Annotated in this window: 28 protein-coding genes; 2 read left to right on the forward strand and 26 right to left on the reverse strand. The window is 44.1% G+C overall.

The window, feature by feature from the left end; translation table 11 throughout:
* Window positions 1-55: 55 nt before the first annotated feature.
* Window positions 56-1,432: a Trk system potassium transporter TrkA gene (trkA, locus tag GTK47_RS01360; RefSeq protein ID WP_165121899.1), complete on the forward strand. Its 1,377-nt coding sequence runs from the start codon at window positions 56-58 to the stop codon at window positions 1,430-1,432.
* Window positions 1,433-1,547: 115 nt separating this feature from the next.
* Complete coding sequence (mscL, locus tag GTK47_RS01365; RefSeq protein WP_023583476.1) at window positions 1,548-1,955, forward strand: large-conductance mechanosensitive channel protein MscL; 408 nt, start codon at window positions 1,548-1,550, stop codon at window positions 1,953-1,955.
* A 3-nt stretch (window positions 1,956-1,958) separates the two neighbouring features.
* Here mscL and GTK47_RS01370 read toward each other — a convergent pair whose 3' ends face one another.
* The 26 genes from GTK47_RS01370 to rplB form a co-directional block, all read right to left on the reverse strand.
* Window positions 1,959-2,165: an alternative ribosome-rescue factor A gene (locus GTK47_RS01370; RefSeq protein WP_023583475.1), complete on the reverse strand. Its 207-nt coding sequence runs from the start codon at window positions 2,163-2,165 to the stop codon at window positions 1,959-1,961.
* Between the two features lie 50 nt (window positions 2,166-2,215).
* Complete coding sequence (gene zntR / locus GTK47_RS01375; protein WP_165121900.1) at window positions 2,216-2,629, reverse strand: Zn(2+)-responsive transcriptional regulator; 414 nt, start codon at window positions 2,627-2,629, stop codon at window positions 2,216-2,218.
* A 296-nt stretch (window positions 2,630-2,925) separates the two neighbouring features.
* The gene (rplQ, locus tag GTK47_RS01380; protein ID WP_004246940.1) at window positions 2,926-3,312 is read right to left on the reverse strand and encodes a 50S ribosomal protein L17; all 387 of its coding nucleotides are present in this window, start codon (window positions 3,310-3,312) and stop codon (window positions 2,926-2,928) included.
* 37 nt (window positions 3,313-3,349) lie between these two features.
* A complete protein-coding gene (gene rpoA, locus GTK47_RS01385) occupies window positions 3,350-4,339 on the reverse strand; it encodes a DNA-directed RNA polymerase subunit alpha (protein WP_006535513.1) in 990 nt (329 codons plus the stop codon).
* Between the two features lie 25 nt (window positions 4,340-4,364).
* Window positions 4,365-4,985, reverse strand: coding sequence for a 30S ribosomal protein S4 (rpsD, locus tag GTK47_RS01390; protein ID WP_004246942.1), 621 nt, complete (start codon window positions 4,983-4,985; stop codon window positions 4,365-4,367).
* A gap of 36 nt (window positions 4,986-5,021) precedes the next feature.
* Window positions 5,022-5,411, reverse strand: a complete 390-nt coding sequence (rpsK, locus tag GTK47_RS01395) for a 30S ribosomal protein S11 (RefSeq protein ID WP_002919257.1) — start codon at window positions 5,409-5,411, stop codon at window positions 5,022-5,024.
* A gap of 16 nt (window positions 5,412-5,427) precedes the next feature.
* The gene (gene rpsM / locus GTK47_RS01400) at window positions 5,428-5,784 is read right to left on the reverse strand and encodes a 30S ribosomal protein S13 (RefSeq protein WP_036914623.1); all 357 of its coding nucleotides are present in this window, start codon (window positions 5,782-5,784) and stop codon (window positions 5,428-5,430) included.
* Window positions 5,785-5,930: 146 nt separating this feature from the next.
* Window positions 5,931-6,047 (reverse strand): 50S ribosomal protein L36, encoded by a 117-nt coding sequence (gene rpmJ, locus GTK47_RS01405; protein ID WP_071788572.1) that lies wholly within the window; start codon window positions 6,045-6,047, stop codon window positions 5,931-5,933.
* Between the two features lie 42 nt (window positions 6,048-6,089).
* Complete coding sequence (gene secY, locus GTK47_RS01410) at window positions 6,090-7,412, reverse strand: preprotein translocase subunit SecY (RefSeq protein WP_006535510.1); 1,323 nt, start codon at window positions 7,410-7,412, stop codon at window positions 6,090-6,092.
* Between the two features lie 7 nt (window positions 7,413-7,419).
* The gene (gene rplO / locus GTK47_RS01415) at window positions 7,420-7,854 is read right to left on the reverse strand and encodes a 50S ribosomal protein L15 (protein ID WP_004246944.1); all 435 of its coding nucleotides are present in this window, start codon (window positions 7,852-7,854) and stop codon (window positions 7,420-7,422) included.
* A 3-nt stretch (window positions 7,855-7,857) separates the two neighbouring features.
* Window positions 7,858-8,037 (reverse strand): 50S ribosomal protein L30, encoded by a 180-nt coding sequence (rpmD, locus tag GTK47_RS01420; protein ID WP_036914634.1) that lies wholly within the window; start codon window positions 8,035-8,037, stop codon window positions 7,858-7,860.
* Between the two features lie 5 nt (window positions 8,038-8,042).
* Window positions 8,043-8,543 carry a 30S ribosomal protein S5 gene (gene rpsE / locus GTK47_RS01425; protein WP_023583472.1) on the reverse strand — a complete coding sequence of 167 codons (501 nt, stop codon included), beginning with the start codon at window positions 8,541-8,543 and terminating at the stop codon, window positions 8,043-8,045.
* Window positions 8,544-8,557: 14 nt separating this feature from the next.
* The gene (rplR, locus tag GTK47_RS01430; protein ID WP_075674040.1) at window positions 8,558-8,911 is read right to left on the reverse strand and encodes a 50S ribosomal protein L18; all 354 of its coding nucleotides are present in this window, start codon (window positions 8,909-8,911) and stop codon (window positions 8,558-8,560) included.
* Window positions 8,912-8,920: 9 nt separating this feature from the next.
* Window positions 8,921-9,454 carry a 50S ribosomal protein L6 gene (gene rplF / locus GTK47_RS01435; RefSeq protein WP_036933221.1) on the reverse strand — a complete coding sequence of 178 codons (534 nt, stop codon included), beginning with the start codon at window positions 9,452-9,454 and terminating at the stop codon, window positions 8,921-8,923.
* 14 nt (window positions 9,455-9,468) lie between these two features.
* Complete coding sequence (gene rpsH / locus GTK47_RS01440; RefSeq protein ID WP_004246950.1) at window positions 9,469-9,861, reverse strand: 30S ribosomal protein S8; 393 nt, start codon at window positions 9,859-9,861, stop codon at window positions 9,469-9,471.
* Window positions 9,862-9,893: 32 nt separating this feature from the next.
* The gene (rpsN, locus tag GTK47_RS01445) at window positions 9,894-10,199 is read right to left on the reverse strand and encodes a 30S ribosomal protein S14 (protein WP_006535503.1); all 306 of its coding nucleotides are present in this window, start codon (window positions 10,197-10,199) and stop codon (window positions 9,894-9,896) included.
* A gap of 12 nt (window positions 10,200-10,211) precedes the next feature.
* The gene (gene rplE, locus GTK47_RS01450) at window positions 10,212-10,751 is read right to left on the reverse strand and encodes a 50S ribosomal protein L5 (protein WP_075674041.1); all 540 of its coding nucleotides are present in this window, start codon (window positions 10,749-10,751) and stop codon (window positions 10,212-10,214) included.
* 13 nt (window positions 10,752-10,764) lie between these two features.
* Window positions 10,765-11,079, reverse strand: a complete 315-nt coding sequence (gene rplX, locus GTK47_RS01455; protein ID WP_075674042.1) for a 50S ribosomal protein L24 — start codon at window positions 11,077-11,079, stop codon at window positions 10,765-10,767.
* 10 nt (window positions 11,080-11,089) lie between these two features.
* Entirely contained in the window at window positions 11,090-11,461 is a 372-nt protein-coding gene (rplN, locus tag GTK47_RS01460; protein WP_004246955.1) for a 50S ribosomal protein L14, read from the reverse strand.
* A 176-nt stretch (window positions 11,462-11,637) separates the two neighbouring features.
* Window positions 11,638-11,892, reverse strand: a complete 255-nt coding sequence (gene rpsQ, locus GTK47_RS01465; RefSeq protein WP_023583468.1) for a 30S ribosomal protein S17 — start codon at window positions 11,890-11,892, stop codon at window positions 11,638-11,640.
* Window positions 11,892-12,083 carry a 50S ribosomal protein L29 gene (gene rpmC, locus GTK47_RS01470; protein WP_004238624.1) on the reverse strand — a complete coding sequence of 64 codons (192 nt, stop codon included), beginning with the start codon at window positions 12,081-12,083 and terminating at the stop codon, window positions 11,892-11,894. The genes rpsQ and rpmC overlap by 1 nt, the downstream gene beginning before the upstream one ends.
* On the reverse strand, window positions 12,083-12,493 hold the full coding sequence (rplP, locus tag GTK47_RS01475) for a 50S ribosomal protein L16 (protein ID WP_006535500.1): 411 nt from the start codon (window positions 12,491-12,493) through the stop codon (window positions 12,083-12,085). Before rplP ends, rpmC begins: the two co-directional genes overlap by 1 nt.
* Before the next feature lie 12 nt (window positions 12,494-12,505).
* Window positions 12,506-13,207 carry a 30S ribosomal protein S3 gene (rpsC, locus tag GTK47_RS01480; protein WP_023583467.1) on the reverse strand — a complete coding sequence of 234 codons (702 nt, stop codon included), beginning with the start codon at window positions 13,205-13,207 and terminating at the stop codon, window positions 12,506-12,508.
* Window positions 13,208-13,224: 17 nt separating this feature from the next.
* Window positions 13,225-13,557: a 50S ribosomal protein L22 gene (gene rplV / locus GTK47_RS01485; protein WP_006535498.1), complete on the reverse strand. Its 333-nt coding sequence runs from the start codon at window positions 13,555-13,557 to the stop codon at window positions 13,225-13,227.
* Window positions 13,558-13,571: 14 nt separating this feature from the next.
* Window positions 13,572-13,850, reverse strand: coding sequence for a 30S ribosomal protein S19 (rpsS, locus tag GTK47_RS01490; RefSeq protein WP_004246960.1), 279 nt, complete (start codon window positions 13,848-13,850; stop codon window positions 13,572-13,574).
* Between the two features lie 14 nt (window positions 13,851-13,864).
* Window positions 13,865-14,689 (reverse strand): 50S ribosomal protein L2, encoded by an 825-nt coding sequence (gene rplB / locus GTK47_RS01495; RefSeq protein WP_099660734.1) that lies wholly within the window; start codon window positions 14,687-14,689, stop codon window positions 13,865-13,867.
* Between the last annotated feature and the right edge of the window lie 3 nt (window positions 14,690-14,692).

Consider the following 14,692-nt stretch of genomic DNA (forward strand, 5'->3'; position numbering starts at 1 on the left):
ATTGAGATCTTGCGTTTCTTTTCTATTTGTTAATCGAATATTCTGAGAAATTACGATGAAAATTATTATCTTAGGCGCTGGTCAAGTAGGTGGCACTCTCGCTGAAAATCTTGTCGGGGAGAATAATGATATTACTGTCGTTGACACTAATGCAGATCGTTTGCGCCAACTTCAAGATAAATTCGATTTACGAGTAGTCAATGGACATGGCTCTCATCCAAGGATCTTAAGAGAAGCAGGTGCTGAAGATGCTGATATGTTAGTTGCTGTCACTAATTCTGACGAAACGAACATGATTGCGTGCCAAGTTGCTTATACCTTGTTTAATACGCCAAATAAAGTTGCACGTATACGTGCTTCAGAGTTTGTTCGTGAAGCAGATAAACTATTTTTGCCCGAAGCTATTCCCATTGATTATTTAATATCACCAGAACATTTAGTTATTGATTATATTTATAAACTTATTCAATATCCTGGCGCATTACAAGTGGTTAATTTTGCAGAAGGCCAAGTTAGTATCGTTGCGGTAAAAGCCTATTATGGTGGTTCTCTTGTGGGTAATGCTTTATCAACATTACGCGATCATATGCCACATATTGATACACGTGTTGCTGCAATTTTTCGTCAAGATAGACCTATTCGGCCTCAAGGTTCTACAATTATTGAAGCGGGAGATGAAGTTTTCTTTGTCGTTGCATCTCAGCATATTCGTGCAGTAATGAGTGAATTACAACGATTAGAAAAACCTTATAAACGCATTATGATTGTTGGTGGTGGTAATGTCGGTGCAGGTTTAGCAGCTAGATTGGAAAAAGATTATAGCGTCAAGCTTATTGAACATAATCAGCAACGTGCAACAGAACTCGCTGAATTACTCCACGATACTATTGTTTTTTATGGTGACGCATCGGATCAAGAGCTTCTTGCTGAAGAACATATAGAACAAATCGATGTCTTTATCGCACTGACTAATGATGATGAAGCCAATATTATGTCAGCAATGCTAGCAAAAAGAATGGGTGCCAAAAAGGCGATGGTGCTTATTCAGCGTAGTGCTTATGTTGATTTAGTCCAAGGTGGGGTTATTGATATTGCAATATCACCACAACAAGCAACAATTTCTGCACTTTTAGGCCATGTTCGTAAAGCTGATATTGTAAGCGTTTCCTCATTACGACGAGGTGTTGCAGAGGCAATCGAAGCCGTTGCACACGGTGATGAAAATACATCAAAAGTTGTTGGTCGTCGTATACAAGATATAAAACTACCACCTGGAACTATCATTGGTGCAATTGTTAGAAAACAAGATGTTATTATTGCGAACGCAAGCCACTCCATAGAGCAGGGAGATCATGTGATTATGTTTATCACTGATAAAAAATATGTCCCTGAAGTAGAAAAGCTTTTCCAACCTAGCCCATTTTTCTTATAAAGACTACGTAGAAATAAGAATAATAGTAATTGTTACTTATAATGGTCTACTATTATCATGTTAGATACTATATTTTTACATAATAAATCTATGCATAGATAAATAAGGGGTGGTTATGTCTTTTTTCAAAGAATTTCGTGAATTCGCAATGAAAGGCAACGTTGTTGACATGGCAGTCGGTGTCATCATTGGTGCAGCCTTCGGTAAGATTGTTTCATCATTAGTTGCTGATATTATTATGCCACCATTAGGCTTGTTAATCGGTGGTATTGACTTCAAACAGTTTAGTCTTGTATTAAGAGATGCTAGTGGGGATGTACCGGCAGTTGTACTAAATTATGGTATGTTCATTCAAACTGTTTTCGACTTTGCCATTGTTGCATTTGCGATTTTCTGTGCAATCAAATTAATTAATAAGACACGTCGTCAAGCAGAAGAAGCACCTAAAGCACCACCAGCACCTTCTGCAGAAGAAACTCTATTAACAGAAATTCGTGATTTGTTAAAAAATCAGCAAAAATAAAAACTAAAAGGCCAGTGATAACAATTGAAAAAATCTTTTGTTATCACTGGCCTCCCAGTTACCCTTCTTGTCATGTTTTGCTTTTCTCATATAACTACCTTTTCCTTTTTTATTCTTTTCCACGCGTTGTCTAAATAGTGGATCATGAACAAGTGCTGCTAAGGCATTATCTTTAATAACACCTTTCTGGTGCTGATATTTACTAGACATAAAAACCTCTTAAATTGTTAAAGAACATAAAACGCAATACGGTACAGATATTATTGTTTTGTAGCTCCAGATTCAAGTATTTCAAGAATAGAACAATAAGTACTTTCATGAGCACTACCACAACATGCATTACTTAACATTTTTAATGAATCTCGCATCTTTTCCATTTCTTTCAAGCGAATTTCAACTTCAGCAAGTCTTGCATCAACAATGTGTTTTGATTCAACACAAGTGTGATGAGCGGGATCAACACGAATAGAAAGTAGCTCTGTAATCGCGTCTAATGTAAAACCCAACTCTTTTGCATAACGAATAAAACGTAAACGTTGGAGATCTTTCTCTGTGTATAAGCGATACCCACCTTCTGTCCGCCTATCATGATCCATCAATCCTTGCTTTTCATAAAAACGGATTGTATCTGTTGTCACATTCGCTAATTTTGCAACCTGCCCAATACGATACATGGATCATTTCCTCATTCTAACAGATGTATAAGCATAACAAATAATCAAAAGAATAGAATTGAAATATAGTGCTAAGCTTATCTTACCAAAATAGCAGTATGCTGAAATAACAGAAAATAAATATGATGTAACACAAGAGTAGGCAAAAAAGCATGGGATAACAAATAGAAAGGCTAAGATACGGCTTGATAGATTATTTTTATAACGGTAGTTGCATAACTATCATTTTCGATAGATATAAAAAAACCGGATTAAAAATCCGGTCTTTTTATTCGCTTCACTAAATAATAGTTAAATTATTCAGCTGCTGCTTCTGTTTCAGAATCAGCACGGTCAACAAGCTCAATGTAAGCCATTGGAGCGTTGTCACCAGCACGGAAGCCACACTTCAGAATACGAGTGTAACCACCTGCACGGCTCGCAAAACGCGGACCTAATACTGTAAACAGTTTTGCCACGACTTCGTTATCACGAGTACGGGCGAATGCCAGACGACGATTAGCTACGCTGTCGGTCTTGGCAAGAGTAATCAGCGGCTCAACGACGCGACGCAGTTCTTTCGCTTTAGGCAAAGTTGTCTTGATGATCTCATGACGAACTAAAGAACCTGCCATGTTACGAAACATAGCCTGACGATGGCTGCTGTTGCGGTTCAATTGACGACCACTCTTACGATGGCGCATGACCTTATCCTTCTCAGTAAAACCTTAACCTGTGATCTTATTCATCAGCGATACTTGCAGGTGGCCAATTCTCAAGGCGCATGCCCAGAGATAAACCACGCGACGCCAGTACGTCTTTAATCTCAGTAAGAGATTTCTTACCAAGGTTAGGCGTCTTAAGTAATTCAACTTCAGTACGCTGTACCAGATCACCGATGTAGTGGATTGCTTCTGCCTTCAGACAGTTAGCAGAGCGGACAGTCAATTCAAGATCGTCTACTGGGCGCAGTAAGATAGGATCGAATTCTGGCTTCTCTTCTTTAACTTCTGGTTGACGAACATCACGTAAGTCAACAAAAGCTTCAAGCTGTTCAGCCAGGATAGTCGCTGCACGGCGAATCGATTCTTCTGGATCGATAGTACCGTTAGTTTCCATCTCGATAACCAGCTTATCCAAGTCGGTACGCTGTTCAACACGAGCTGCTTCCACATTATAAGCAATACGCTCAACTGGGCTATAGCACGCGTCTACTAAAAGGCGACCGATAGGGCGCTCATCTTCTTCCGAATGAATTCGGGCAGAAGCCGGCACATAACCACGACCACGCTGAACTTTGATACGCATATTAATAGATGCGTTCTCGTCTGTAAGGTGGCAGATAACGTGCTGCGGCTTGACGATTTCGACATCACCGTCATGGATGATATCGGCTGCAATAACAGGGCCAATGCCAGATTTGCTCAAAGTAAGAATAACTTCATCTTTACCATGAACTTTTACCGCCAACCCTTTAAGGTTGAGCAGTATTTCTAGGATATCTTCCTGAACACCTTCTTTGGTGCTGTACTCATGCAGTACACCATCAATCTCAACCTCTGTTACCGCACAACCCGGCATAGACGAAAGCAGAATACGGCGCAGTGCGTTACCAAGAGTATGGCCGAAGCCTCGCTCTAATGGCTCAAGGGTCACCTTGGCGTGCGTCGAACTGACTTGCTCGATATCAACCAGGCGCGGTTTTAGAAACTCTGTCACAGAACCCTGCATTGTGTCCTCTCTTTGGTGCTAAGCCTTACTTGGAGTAAAGCTCGACGATCAGGTGCTCGTTAATGTCAGCAGACAAGTCAGTACGTTCAGGAATACGTTTGAACACACCTTCCATCTTAGCAGCATCAACTTCCAGCCATGTTGGCTTTTCACGCTGTTCAGCCAGCTCTAAAGCAGCCTTAATACGAGACTGTTTTTTCGATTTTTCACGAACGCTGACTACGTCATTCGGGGAAACCTGATAAGAAGCAATGTTAACCACGCGACCATTTACCATGATTGCTTTATGGCTAACCATCTGACGTGCTTCTGCGCGAGTTGCGCCAAAGCCCATACGATAAACAACGTTATCCAGACGACCTTCCAGCAGAGTCAGCAGGTTTTCACCTGTGTTGCCTTTCAGGCGAGTTGCTTCTTTGTAGTAGTTACGGAATTGACGTTCTAGAACACCGTAAATACGACGTACTTTTTGTTTTTCACGTAACTGAACACCGTAATCAGAAAGACGCGGTTTACGTGCGCCGTGCTGACCTGGTGCTTGTTCCAGTTTACACTTGGTGTCAATCGCCCGAACGCCAGATTTTAGAAATAAATCTGTACCTTCACGGCGGCTCAGCTTGAGCTTAGGACCCAAATATCTTGCCATTTTCTTTCTCCAACTTTCCTAAAAACGAAAACGTTATTAAACGCGACGTTTTTTCGGTGGACGACAACCGTTATGAGGAATCGGAGTCACATCAGTAATATTAGTGATGCGGAAACCAGCCGCGTTTAATGCACGGATAGTTGACTCACGACCAGGACCAGGTCCTTTAACCATAACTTCCAAGTTCTTAATTCCGTACTCTTTAACAGCTTCAGCGCAACGTTCTGCTGCAACCTGAGCCGCGAACGGAGTAGATTTACGAGAACCACGGAAACCGGAACCACCGGCAGTAGCCCAACCCAATGCGTTACCTTGACGATCGGTAATAGTAACGATTGTGTTGTTGAAAGAAGCATGGATATGAGCCACACCGTCAGAGACTTGTTTTCTTACACGCTTACGTGCACGAATAGGTGCTTTTGCCATTGTTCAAATACCCCGATTATTTCTTGATCGGCTTACGCGGACCCTTACGGGTACGTGCGTTAGTCTTAGTACGCTGACCGCGAACTGGTAGACCACGACGATGACGTAAACCACGGTAAGTACCAAGATCCATCAGACGTTTGATGCTCAGGGTAACTTCACGACGCAGATCACCTTCTACAACGTATTTGGCAACTTCGTCACGCAGCTTGTCGATTTGCTCTTCAGACAGCTCACTGATCTTAACATTTTCAGCAATACCAGCAGCTACACAGATAGCCTGTGAGCGGGTCTTACCGATACCGTAAATCGAAGTTAATGCGATTACAGTATGTTTATGATCAGGAATGTTAATGCCTGCTATACGGGCCACTATGCACTCCTAAATTAGCATTTATACAGTACCATTCTGAAAAGCCCGTTTTCAGGATACTCAAACAATACTGTATATATTATAAAAGATTGGGCTGGCTAATTTAGCCAGCTCAACCGAACTTTGCAAGAAAAAAATGCAATAAATTAGCCTTGACGCTGTTTATGCTTAGGCTCGACGCTGCAAATTACACGCACGTGACCGTGACGTCTAACAATTTTGCAGTTACGGCACATTTTCTTGACGGAAGCACGAACTTTCATTTTTACTCTCCGTAACTTCTAAAACAAATCGCTTATCAGTAATTAACCTTTAAGATTTGCTTTTTTCAATGCAGACTCATACTGACTTGACATCAGGAGAGTTTGCACTTGAGCCATAAAATCCATGATGACCACAACCACGATTAAGAGGGAAGTACCACCAAAATAGAAAGGTACTTTCATTGCGTCACGCATGAACTCCGGGATGAGACAGATAAAGGTAATATACAAGGCACCGATTAAGGTTAAACGTGTCATTACTTTATCTATATATTTAGCCGTCTGCTCTCCCGGGCGAATTCCTGGTACAAATGCACCGGACTTCTTCAGGTTATCTGCCGTTTCTCTTGGGTTGAAAACCAACGCCGTATAGAAGAAACAGAAGAATATGATTGCAGCAGCGTATAGTAACACATAAATAGGTTGACCAGGCTGTAGATTTAAAGAAATCGTCGTCAGCCAACCCCACCCTGTACCATCGCCAAACCAAGAGGTTATTGTACCAGGAAACAGGATAATACTTGAAGCAAAAATTGCTGGTATAACACCCGCCATATTTACTTTAAGTGGTAGATGTGTACTTTGTGCCGCGTATATTCTACGCCCTTGTTGACGTTTTGCATAGTTAACAACGATACGACGTTGTCCTCTTTCTACAAAAACAACAAAGAAAGTAACCGCGAACACCAATACTGCAACCAACAATAACAGGAGGAAGTGCAGTTCGCCTTGCCGCGCCTGCTCGATGGTTTGACCAATGGCAGGCGGAAGACCTGCAACGATACCTGCAAAGATAATGATTGAGATACCGTTACCAATACCACGTTCAGTGATTTGCTCACCTAACCACATTAGGAACATTGTCCCAGTGACTAAGCTCACAACAGCCGTAATATAGAATGGTAGACCTGGATTAATTACCAGACCTTGCATTCCTGGCATATTCGGTAAGCCTGTTGCGATACCAATTGATTGGAATATCGCCAGCACCAAAGTACCATAACGGGTATATTGGCTGATCTTACGACGACCGGCCTCCCCTTCCTTCTTAATCTCTGCTAACCGAGGGTTAACCACTGATAAGAGTTGGATAATAATCGATGCCGAAATATAAGGCATGATACCCAGCGCAAAGATAGAAGCACGGCTAAGAGCACCACCAGAGAACATGTTAAACATTTCAATGATGGTGCCTTTTTGCTGATCGAGCAATTTGGCAAGCACAGTGGCATCAATACCAGGGATAGGAATAAAAGAGCCAATCCTAAAGACAATAAGTGCACCAAGAACAAACAAAAGTCTGCGTTTTAGTTCACCAACACCACCTTTAGCACTCTGAAAATCTAAACCTGGTTGTTTAGCCATCTGTCACTTATTCCTCAATTTTACCGCCAGCTGATTCGATTGCTGCACGGGCACCTTTGGTAACACGCAGACCACGAATAGTCACTGCACGGTTAACCTCGCCAGACAGAATTAATTTTGCAAATTCAATCTGTGGGCCAACAACGTTTGCGGCTTTCAGTGCATTCAGATCGATTACATCGCCTTCAACGTAAGCTAAATCAGACAGACGGATTTCCGCAGTCACGAATGATTTACGTGAAGTAAAACCAAATTTTGGTAAACGACGATATAAAGGCATCTGGCCGCCTTCAAAACCACGACGTACGCCACCGCCAGAACGAGATTTCTGACCTTTGTGACCACGGCCGCCAGTTTTACCTAAGCCAGAACCGATACCACGACCTACACGTTTAGGCGCATGCTTGGCACCTTCAGCCGGAGACAGAGTATTTAAACGCATCTCTTACTCCTCAACTTTAACCATATAGGAAACCAAGTTGATCATACCGCGAACTGCTGGTGTATCTTCGCGTTCTACAGTGTGACCGATGCGACGCAGACCTAAACCAGTCATAGTTGCCTTATGTTTAGGCAGACGGCCGATTAAGCTGCGTGTTTGAGTAATTTTAATAGTCTTAGCCATGGTCATTACCCCAGAATTTCTTCAACGGATTTACCACGCTTAGCTGCGACCATATCTGGAGACTTCATGCTATCTAAAGCGTCCAGTGTTGCACGAACCACGTTAATCGGGTTAGTGGAACCATAGGTTTTAGCCAGTACGTTACGAACGCCAGCCACTTCTAGAACTGCACGCATTGCACCACCTGCGATGATACCGGTACCTTCATGAGCAGGCTGCATAAATACGCGAGAGCCTGTGTGAGTACCTTTAACAGGGTGGAACAGAGTACCGTTGTTTAAAGCGACGGTTTTCATATTGCGACGGGCTTTTTCCATCGCTTTCTGGATTGCTGCCGGAACTTCGCGAGCTTTGCCATATCCGAAACCAACGCGGCCATTACCATCACCAACTACTGTAAGAGCGGTGAAGCTAAAGATACGACCACCTTTAACGGTTTTAGATACGCGGTTTACCGCGATCAGCTTTTCCTGCAGTTCGCCAGCTTGTTTCTCGATGTGAGCCATCTTACACTCCTACCTTAGAACTGAAGGCCAGCTTCACGGGCAGCATCTGCCAGTGCCTGGACTCGACCATGATATTGGAAACCGGAACGGTCAAATGATACTACTTTGATACCTTTTTCCAGAGCGCGTTCAGCAACAATTTTACCAATTACTGCTGCTGCTTCTTTGTTTCCAGTGTTTTTCAGTTGCTCAATGATAGCTTTTTCTGTAGTAGAAGCGGCCACCAAAGTTTCAGAACCGTTTGGTGCAATAACCTGCGCATAAATATGGCGAGGGGTACGGTGTACCACCAGGCGAGTCGCACCCAATTCCTGGAGCTTACGGCGTGCGCGGGTCGCACGACGGATACGAGCTGCTTTCTTATCCATAGTGTTACCTTACTTCTTCTTAGCCTCTTTGATACGCACAACTTCGTCGGCGTAACGAATACCTTTACCTTTATAAGGTTCAGGGCGACGGTAAGCACGCAGTTCAGCTGCTACTTGACCAATCACTTGCTTATCCGCACCTTTCAGCACGATTTCAGTTTGTGTTGGACATTCAGCAGTGATGCCTGCTGGCAGTTGGTGTTCCACTGGATGTGAAAAACCTACTGATAAGTTAACCGCATTGCCTTTAATAGACGCACGATAACCTACACCTACCAGTTGCAGTTTCTTAGTGAAGCCTTCGGTAACACCTACAACCATTGCATTTAACAGAGAACGAGTAGTACCCGCCTGTGCCCAAGCATCAGCAAAACCATCGCGAGGTGCGAAAGTTAATTGGTTGTCAGCATGTTGAATTTCAACTGCATTATGGATAGTACGAGTTAGCTCGCCGTTTTTACCCTTAATCGTAATTACCTGACCGTTGAGTTTAACCTCTACGCCGGCAGGAATGACGACGGGTGCTTTTGCCACACGAGACATTCTTTCCTCCCGAATTAAGCTACGTAGCAGATAATCTCGCCACCAAGACCTGCTTGGCGAGCTGCACGATCAGTCATAACACCTTTTGAGGTAGAAACAACAGCGATGCCCAGTCCTGCCATAACTTGTGGCAGCTCATCTTTTCTTTTATAGATGCGCAGACTTGGACGGCTTACGCGCTGAATGCTTTCTACTACAGCCTTACCTTGGAAATATTTTAAAGTGATTTCCAGTTCTGGCTTAGTGTCGCCTTCAATTTTAAAATCTTCAATATAACCTTCTTCCTTAAGCACGTTGGCAATCGCCACTTTCAGCTTGGAGGAAGGCATTGTGACCGCAACTTTGTTCGCGGCCTGACCGTTACGGATACGGGTCAGCATATCCGCGATGGGATCTTGCATGCTCATCTGTCTTTACTCCCGTGATTCAATTATGGTAATTACCAGCTAGCCTTTCTAAGGCCCGGGATTTCACCGCGCATAGCGGCTTCACGGACTTTAATACGGCTGAGGCCAAATTTCCGCAGGAAACCGTGCGGACGTCCAGTTTGACGGCAGCGATTACGCTGACGTGAAGGACTTGAATCACGTGGCATAGTTTGCAGTTTTAGAACAGCATTCCAACGATCTTCGTCAGACACGTTCACATCTGAAACGATAGCTTTCAGTTCTGCGCGTTTTGCGAAGAATTTCTCAGCTAAATTCGCACGTTTTACATCACGTGCTTTCATAGATTTCTTAGCCATGAATGCCCTGCCTTACTTGCGGAACGGGAAGTTAAACGCTGCTAACAGTGCGCGACCTTCATCATCTGATTTCGCAGTCGTAGTAATGGTAATATCCAAACCACGAACACGATCCACTTTATCGTAATCGATTTCAGGGAAGATGATTTGCTCACGTACGCCCATGCTGTAGTTACCACGTCCATCAAATGACTTAGCGGATAAACCACGGAAGTCACGAATACGAGGTACAGCAATAGAGATCAAGCGTTCAAAGAATTCCCACATGCGTTCGCCACGCAGGGTCACTTTACAGCCGATCGGATAGCCCTGGCGGATTTTGAAGCCTGCAACAGATTTGCGTGCTTTGGTGATCAAAGGTTTTTGACCTGAGATTGCTGCTAAATCAGCTGCTGCATTGTCCAGCAGTTTTTTATCAACAATCGCTTCACCAACACCCATATTCAGGGTGATCTTCTCGACCCGAGGGACTTGCATGACAGAATGGTAACCAAACTGAGACATCAGTTGTTGGACCACCTCGTCTTTGTAGTAATCATGCAGTTTCGCCATCGTATACTCCAAATTACTTGATAGTTTCTTTATTAGATTTGAAGAAACGAACTTTTTTACCGTCTTCGAATCTAAAACCTACACGGTCAGCCTTGCCGGTTGCCGCATTGAAAAGTGCAACGTTAGAAACTTGAATAAACGCTTCTTTTTCAACGATGCCACCTGGTTGATTCAGAGCCGGAACTGGCTTCTGATGTTTTTTAACCAGATTGATACCTTCAACGAGAACTTTACCAGAAGAAAGAACCTGTTTTACTTTACCGCGCTTACCTTTATCTTTACCAGTAAGAACGATAACTTCGTCATCACGACGGATTTTCGCTGCCATTGCCTGCTCCTTAGAGTACTTCAGGTGCCAGAGAGATTATTTTCATGAACTTCTCATTACGAAGTTCACGAGTAACCGGCCCAAAAATACGCGTACCAATAACTTGCTCGCTGTTGTTGTTTAACAATACACAAGCGTTGCTATCGAAGCGAATGACAGAACCGTCAGGGCGACGAACACCCTTCTTGGTGCGCACCACTACCGCTTTCAGTACATCACCTTTCTTAACTTTACCACGTGGAATTGCTTCCTTGATGGTAATTTTGATGATGTCACCTACATCTGCGTAGCGACGGTGCGAGCCACCTAGAACCTTGATACACATTACGCGACGTGCACCGGAGTTGTCGGCCACGTTCAGCATAGTCTGTTCTTGGATCATTTTAGTGCTCCGCTAAATGTCAACTACTACTGAGCCACTTCCACATTAGAAGAGGCCGTTCAATATCCCATAATACGAGGGAGCGGCATTATAACACCACATTCTCGATATGGACAGAAAAAATAAACGGCTCGTTCAGTTTTGAGCCGTTTATTTCGTACGAAAAGGCTATTTTATTACAGAACAGCTTTTTCTACAACGCGAACTAACGCCCAAGACTTAGTCTTAGACAGTGGACGTGTTTGACGAATTTCTACTACGTCACCAATTCCACATTCGTTGTTCTCGTCATGTACATGCAGTTTGGTCGTACGACGGATAAACTTACCATATAATGGGTGTTTAACCATACGATCGATAGCAACGACAATAGATTTCTCCATTTTGTCACTAACTACACGACCTTGCAGAGTACGGATTTTATCGGTCATTACGCACCCGCCTTCTCAGTCAGTAAAGTCTTAACGCGTGCGATATTACGACGCACTTGTTTCAACAGATGAGACTGTTGTAACTGACCACTTGCTGCCTGCATACGCAGGTTAAACTGCTCGCGCAGTAAGTTCAGCAGTTCTGTGTTCAGCTCTTCAACGCTCTTTTCGCGCAGCTCTTTTGCTTTCATTACATCACCGTCTTAGTTACAAAGGTGGTTTTGATAGGCAGTTTTGCTGCCGCCAGCTTGAATGCTTCACGGGCCAGTTCTTCAGGCACACCATCCATTTCATACAGGACTTTACCTGGCTGGATTAAGGCAACCCAATACTCAACGTTACCTTTACCTTTACCCATACGGACTTCGAGCGGCTTTTCAGTGATTGGTTTGTCTGGGAACACACGGATCCAGATTTTACCCTGACGCTTAACTGCACGGGTCATTGCACGACGTGCCGCTTCGATCTGACGTGCAGTCAGACGACCACGGCCCACAGCTTTAAGACCGTAAGTCCCGAAGCTTACATCCGCACCAGCAGCTAAGCCACGGTTGCGGCCTTTGTGCACTTTACGGAATTTTGTACGCTTTGGTTGTAACATCAGCGACTCTCCTTACTTGCGGCCTTTACGCTGCTGCTTTTTAGGTTGAGCAGCCGGTTTTTCCGCCTGTTCAACTGCAGCCATACCACCCAGGATCTCACCTTTGAAGATCCATACCTTAACGCCGAGCACACCATAAGTGGTTTGTGCTTCTGAGGTATTGTAGTCGATATCTGCACGCAGAGTGTGCAGAGGTACACGACCTTCACGATACCATTCAGTACGAGCGATTTCAGCGCCACCTAAACGACCACTTACTTCCACTTTAATACCTTTAGCGCCTAAACGCATAGCGTTCTGTACCGCACGCTTCATAGCACGACGGAACATAACACGACGTTCCAGCTGTGAAGTGATGCTGTCAGCAACTAATTTTGCGTCCAGTTCAGGTTTACGTACTTCGGCGATATTAATTTGCGCAGGAACGCCAGCGATATCCGCTACGTTTTTGCGCAGTTTTTCAACATCTTCACCTTTTTTACCGATAACGATGCCTGGGCGAGCAGTGTGAATAGTCACACGGATGCTTTTCGCAGGACGTTCGATAACGATACGAGATACAGATGCTTTAGCCAGTTCTTTAGTTAAGTACTGACGTACTTTAAAGTCGCTGTCTAGGTTGTCAGCGAATTCATTGGTACCCGCATACCATGTGGAATTCCAAGGCTTGACAATGCCAAGGCGGATACCATTAGGATGTACTTTTTGACCCATTGCTAGTCTCCAGAGTCTCAGCGATCAGACACAACCACAGTGATGTGGCTGGTGCGCTTCAGAATACGATCTGCACGGCCTTTTGCACGAGGCATAATGCGCTTCATAGAAGGACCTTCGTCAACAAAGATCTTAGCTACTTTCAGATCATCAATGTCAGCGCCATCGTTGTGTTCTGCATTAGCAATAGCAGACTCCAGTACTTTTTTCACTAAACCAGCAGCTTTCTTGTTGGTAAAGGTTAAAATTTCCAGAGCTTGCGACACTTTCTTACCGCGAATCAGGTCAGCTACCAAGCGAACCTTCTGAGCAGAAGAACGAGCGTGGCGATGCATAGCGATAGTTTCCATCTCTTCCTCCTACCTTATTTTTTCTTAGCCTTTTTATCGGCTGCATGACCGCGATAAGTACGGGTCGGCGCGAATTCACCCAGTTTGTGACCAACCATTTCGTCGGAAACGTAAACTGGAACATGCTGACGACCATTATGGACAGCGATGGTCAAACCGATCATGTTAGGAAAGATCGTTGAACGACGGGACCAAGTCTTAACAGGCTTTTTGTCACCGCTTTCCACCGCTTTCTCTACCTTCTTCAGCAAGTGTAGGTCAATAAAAGGACCTTTCTTGAGAGAACGTGGCATGGCTTATCCTCTAATTATTTCTTAGTACGACGATGAACGATGAAATGTTCAGTGCGTTTGTTTTTACGAGTCTTCTTACCTTTGGTTTGGATACCCCAAGGTGTTACAGGGTGTAAACCAAAGTTACGACCTTCACCACCACCATGTGGGTGATCGACTGGGTTCATCGCAGTACCGCGAACGGTAGGACGAATACCACGCCAGCGACTTGCACCAGCTTTACCCAGAACGCGTAACATGTGCTCAGAGTTACCTACTTCACCGATAGTTGCACGGCAATCAGAAGGAACTTTACGCATTTCACCAGAACGCAGACGAATAGTGACATAAGCACCATCACGAGCAACGATCTGAACGTAAGTACCAGCTGAACGAGCTAACTGACCACCTTTACCTGGTTTCATTTCTACGTTATGAACTGTAGAACCAACCGGGATATTACGCATTGGTAAGGTGTTACCCGCTTTGATAGCAGCATCAACGCCAGACTGAACTTTATCACCCGCTTTCAGGCCTTTTGGAGCCAGAATGTAGCGACGTTCACCATCAGCATACAGCACTAAAGCGATGTTAGCTGAACGGTTTGGATCATATTCCAGACGTTCTACTGTCGCAGGGATACCATCTTTGTTGCGTTTAAAGTCAACAATACGGTAAGCCTGTTTGTGACCACCACCGATATGACGGGTAGTGATACGACCATTGTTGTTACGACCACCGGACTTGCTGTTTTTTTCCAGCAATGGCGCATAAGGTTTCCCTTTATGCAGCTCAGGGTTTACCACTTTAACTACGTGGCGACGGCCCGGAGACGTAGGTTTACATTTAACAATTGCCATTGT

Origin of the sequence: Proteus sp. ZN5 (assembly GCF_011046025.1) — a bacterium.
Classification (GTDB): Bacteria; Pseudomonadota; Gammaproteobacteria; order Enterobacterales; family Enterobacteriaceae; genus Proteus.

What these genes read in the sequence shown, in the direction of transcription:
- secY (WP_006535510.1), bottom strand. Translation starts at nt 7,412, where the DNA reads ATGGCTAAACAACCAGGTTTAGATTTTCAGAGTGCTAAAGGTGGTGTT.
- rpmD (WP_036914634.1), bottom strand. Translation starts at nt 8,037, where the DNA reads ATGGCTAAGACTATTAAAATTACTCAAACACGCAGCTTAATCGGCCGT.
- rpsQ (WP_023583468.1), bottom strand. Translation starts at nt 11,892, where the DNA reads ATGACCGATAAAATCCGTACTCTGCAAGGTCGTGTAGTTAGTGACAAA.
- mscL (WP_023583476.1), top strand. Translation starts at nt 1,548, where the DNA reads ATGTCTTTTTTCAAAGAATTTCGTGAATTCGCAATGAAAGGCAACGTT.
- rplF (WP_036933221.1), bottom strand. Translation starts at nt 9,454, where the DNA reads ATGTCTCGTGTGGCAAAAGCACCCGTCGTCATTCCTGCCGGCGTAGAG.
- rpsH (WP_004246950.1), bottom strand. Translation starts at nt 9,861, where the DNA reads ATGAGCATGCAAGATCCCATCGCGGATATGCTGACCCGTATCCGTAAC.
- rplB (WP_099660734.1), bottom strand. Translation starts at nt 14,689, where the DNA reads ATGGCAATTGTTAAATGTAAACCTACGTCTCCGGGCCGTCGCCACGTA.
- GTK47_RS01370 (WP_023583475.1), bottom strand. Translation starts at nt 2,165, where the DNA reads ATGTCTAGTAAATATCAGCACCAGAAAGGTGTTATTAAAGATAATGCC.
- rpsC (WP_023583467.1), bottom strand. Translation starts at nt 13,207, where the DNA reads ATGGGTCAAAAAGTACATCCTAATGGTATCCGCCTTGGCATTGTCAAG.
- rplP (WP_006535500.1), bottom strand. Translation starts at nt 12,493, where the DNA reads ATGTTACAACCAAAGCGTACAAAATTCCGTAAAGTGCACAAAGGCCGC.
- rpsD (WP_004246942.1), bottom strand. Translation starts at nt 4,985, where the DNA reads ATGGCAAGATATTTGGGTCCTAAGCTCAAGCTGAGCCGCCGTGAAGGT.
- rpoA (WP_006535513.1), bottom strand. Translation starts at nt 4,339, where the DNA reads ATGCAGGGTTCTGTGACAGAGTTTCTAAAACCGCGCCTGGTTGATATC.
- rpsE (WP_023583472.1), bottom strand. Translation starts at nt 8,543, where the DNA reads ATGGCTCACATCGAGAAACAAGCTGGCGAACTGCAGGAAAAGCTGATC.
- rplE (WP_075674041.1), bottom strand. Translation starts at nt 10,751, where the DNA reads ATGGCGAAACTGCATGATTACTACAAAGACGAGGTGGTCCAACAACTG.
- rpsS (WP_004246960.1), bottom strand. Translation starts at nt 13,850, where the DNA reads ATGCCACGTTCTCTCAAGAAAGGTCCTTTTATTGACCTACACTTGCTG.
- rpmC (WP_004238624.1), bottom strand. Translation starts at nt 12,083, where the DNA reads ATGAAAGCAAAAGAGCTGCGCGAAAAGAGCGTTGAAGAGCTGAACACA.
- rplQ (WP_004246940.1), bottom strand. Translation starts at nt 3,312, where the DNA reads ATGCGCCATCGTAAGAGTGGTCGTCAATTGAACCGCAACAGCAGCCAT.
- rplN (WP_004246955.1), bottom strand. Translation starts at nt 11,461, where the DNA reads ATGATCCAAGAACAGACTATGCTGAACGTGGCCGACAACTCCGGTGCA.
- zntR (WP_165121900.1), bottom strand. Translation starts at nt 2,629, where the DNA reads ATGTATCGTATTGGGCAGGTTGCAAAATTAGCGAATGTGACAACAGAT.
- rplR (WP_075674040.1), bottom strand. Translation starts at nt 8,911, where the DNA reads ATGGATAAGAAAGCAGCTCGTATCCGTCGTGCGACCCGCGCACGCCGT.
- trkA (WP_165121899.1), top strand. Translation starts at nt 56, where the DNA reads ATGAAAATTATTATCTTAGGCGCTGGTCAAGTAGGTGGCACTCTCGCT.
- rplO (WP_004246944.1), bottom strand. Translation starts at nt 7,854, where the DNA reads ATGCGTTTAAATACTCTGTCTCCGGCTGAAGGTGCCAAGCATGCGCCT.
- rpsK (WP_002919257.1), bottom strand. Translation starts at nt 5,411, where the DNA reads ATGGCAAAAGCACCTATTCGTGCACGTAAGCGTGTAAGAAAACAAGTC.
- rplX (WP_075674042.1), bottom strand. Translation starts at nt 11,079, where the DNA reads ATGGCAGCGAAAATCCGTCGTGATGACGAAGTTATCGTTCTTACTGGT.
- rplV (WP_006535498.1), bottom strand. Translation starts at nt 13,557, where the DNA reads ATGGAAACTATCGCTATGCATCGCCACGCTCGTTCTTCTGCTCAGAAG.
- rpsN (WP_006535503.1), bottom strand. Translation starts at nt 10,199, where the DNA reads ATGGCTAAGAAATCTATGAAAGCACGTGATGTAAAACGTGCGAATTTA.
- rpmJ (WP_071788572.1), bottom strand. Translation starts at nt 6,047, where the DNA reads ATGAAAGTTCGTGCTTCCGTCAAGAAAATGTGCCGTAACTGCAAAATT.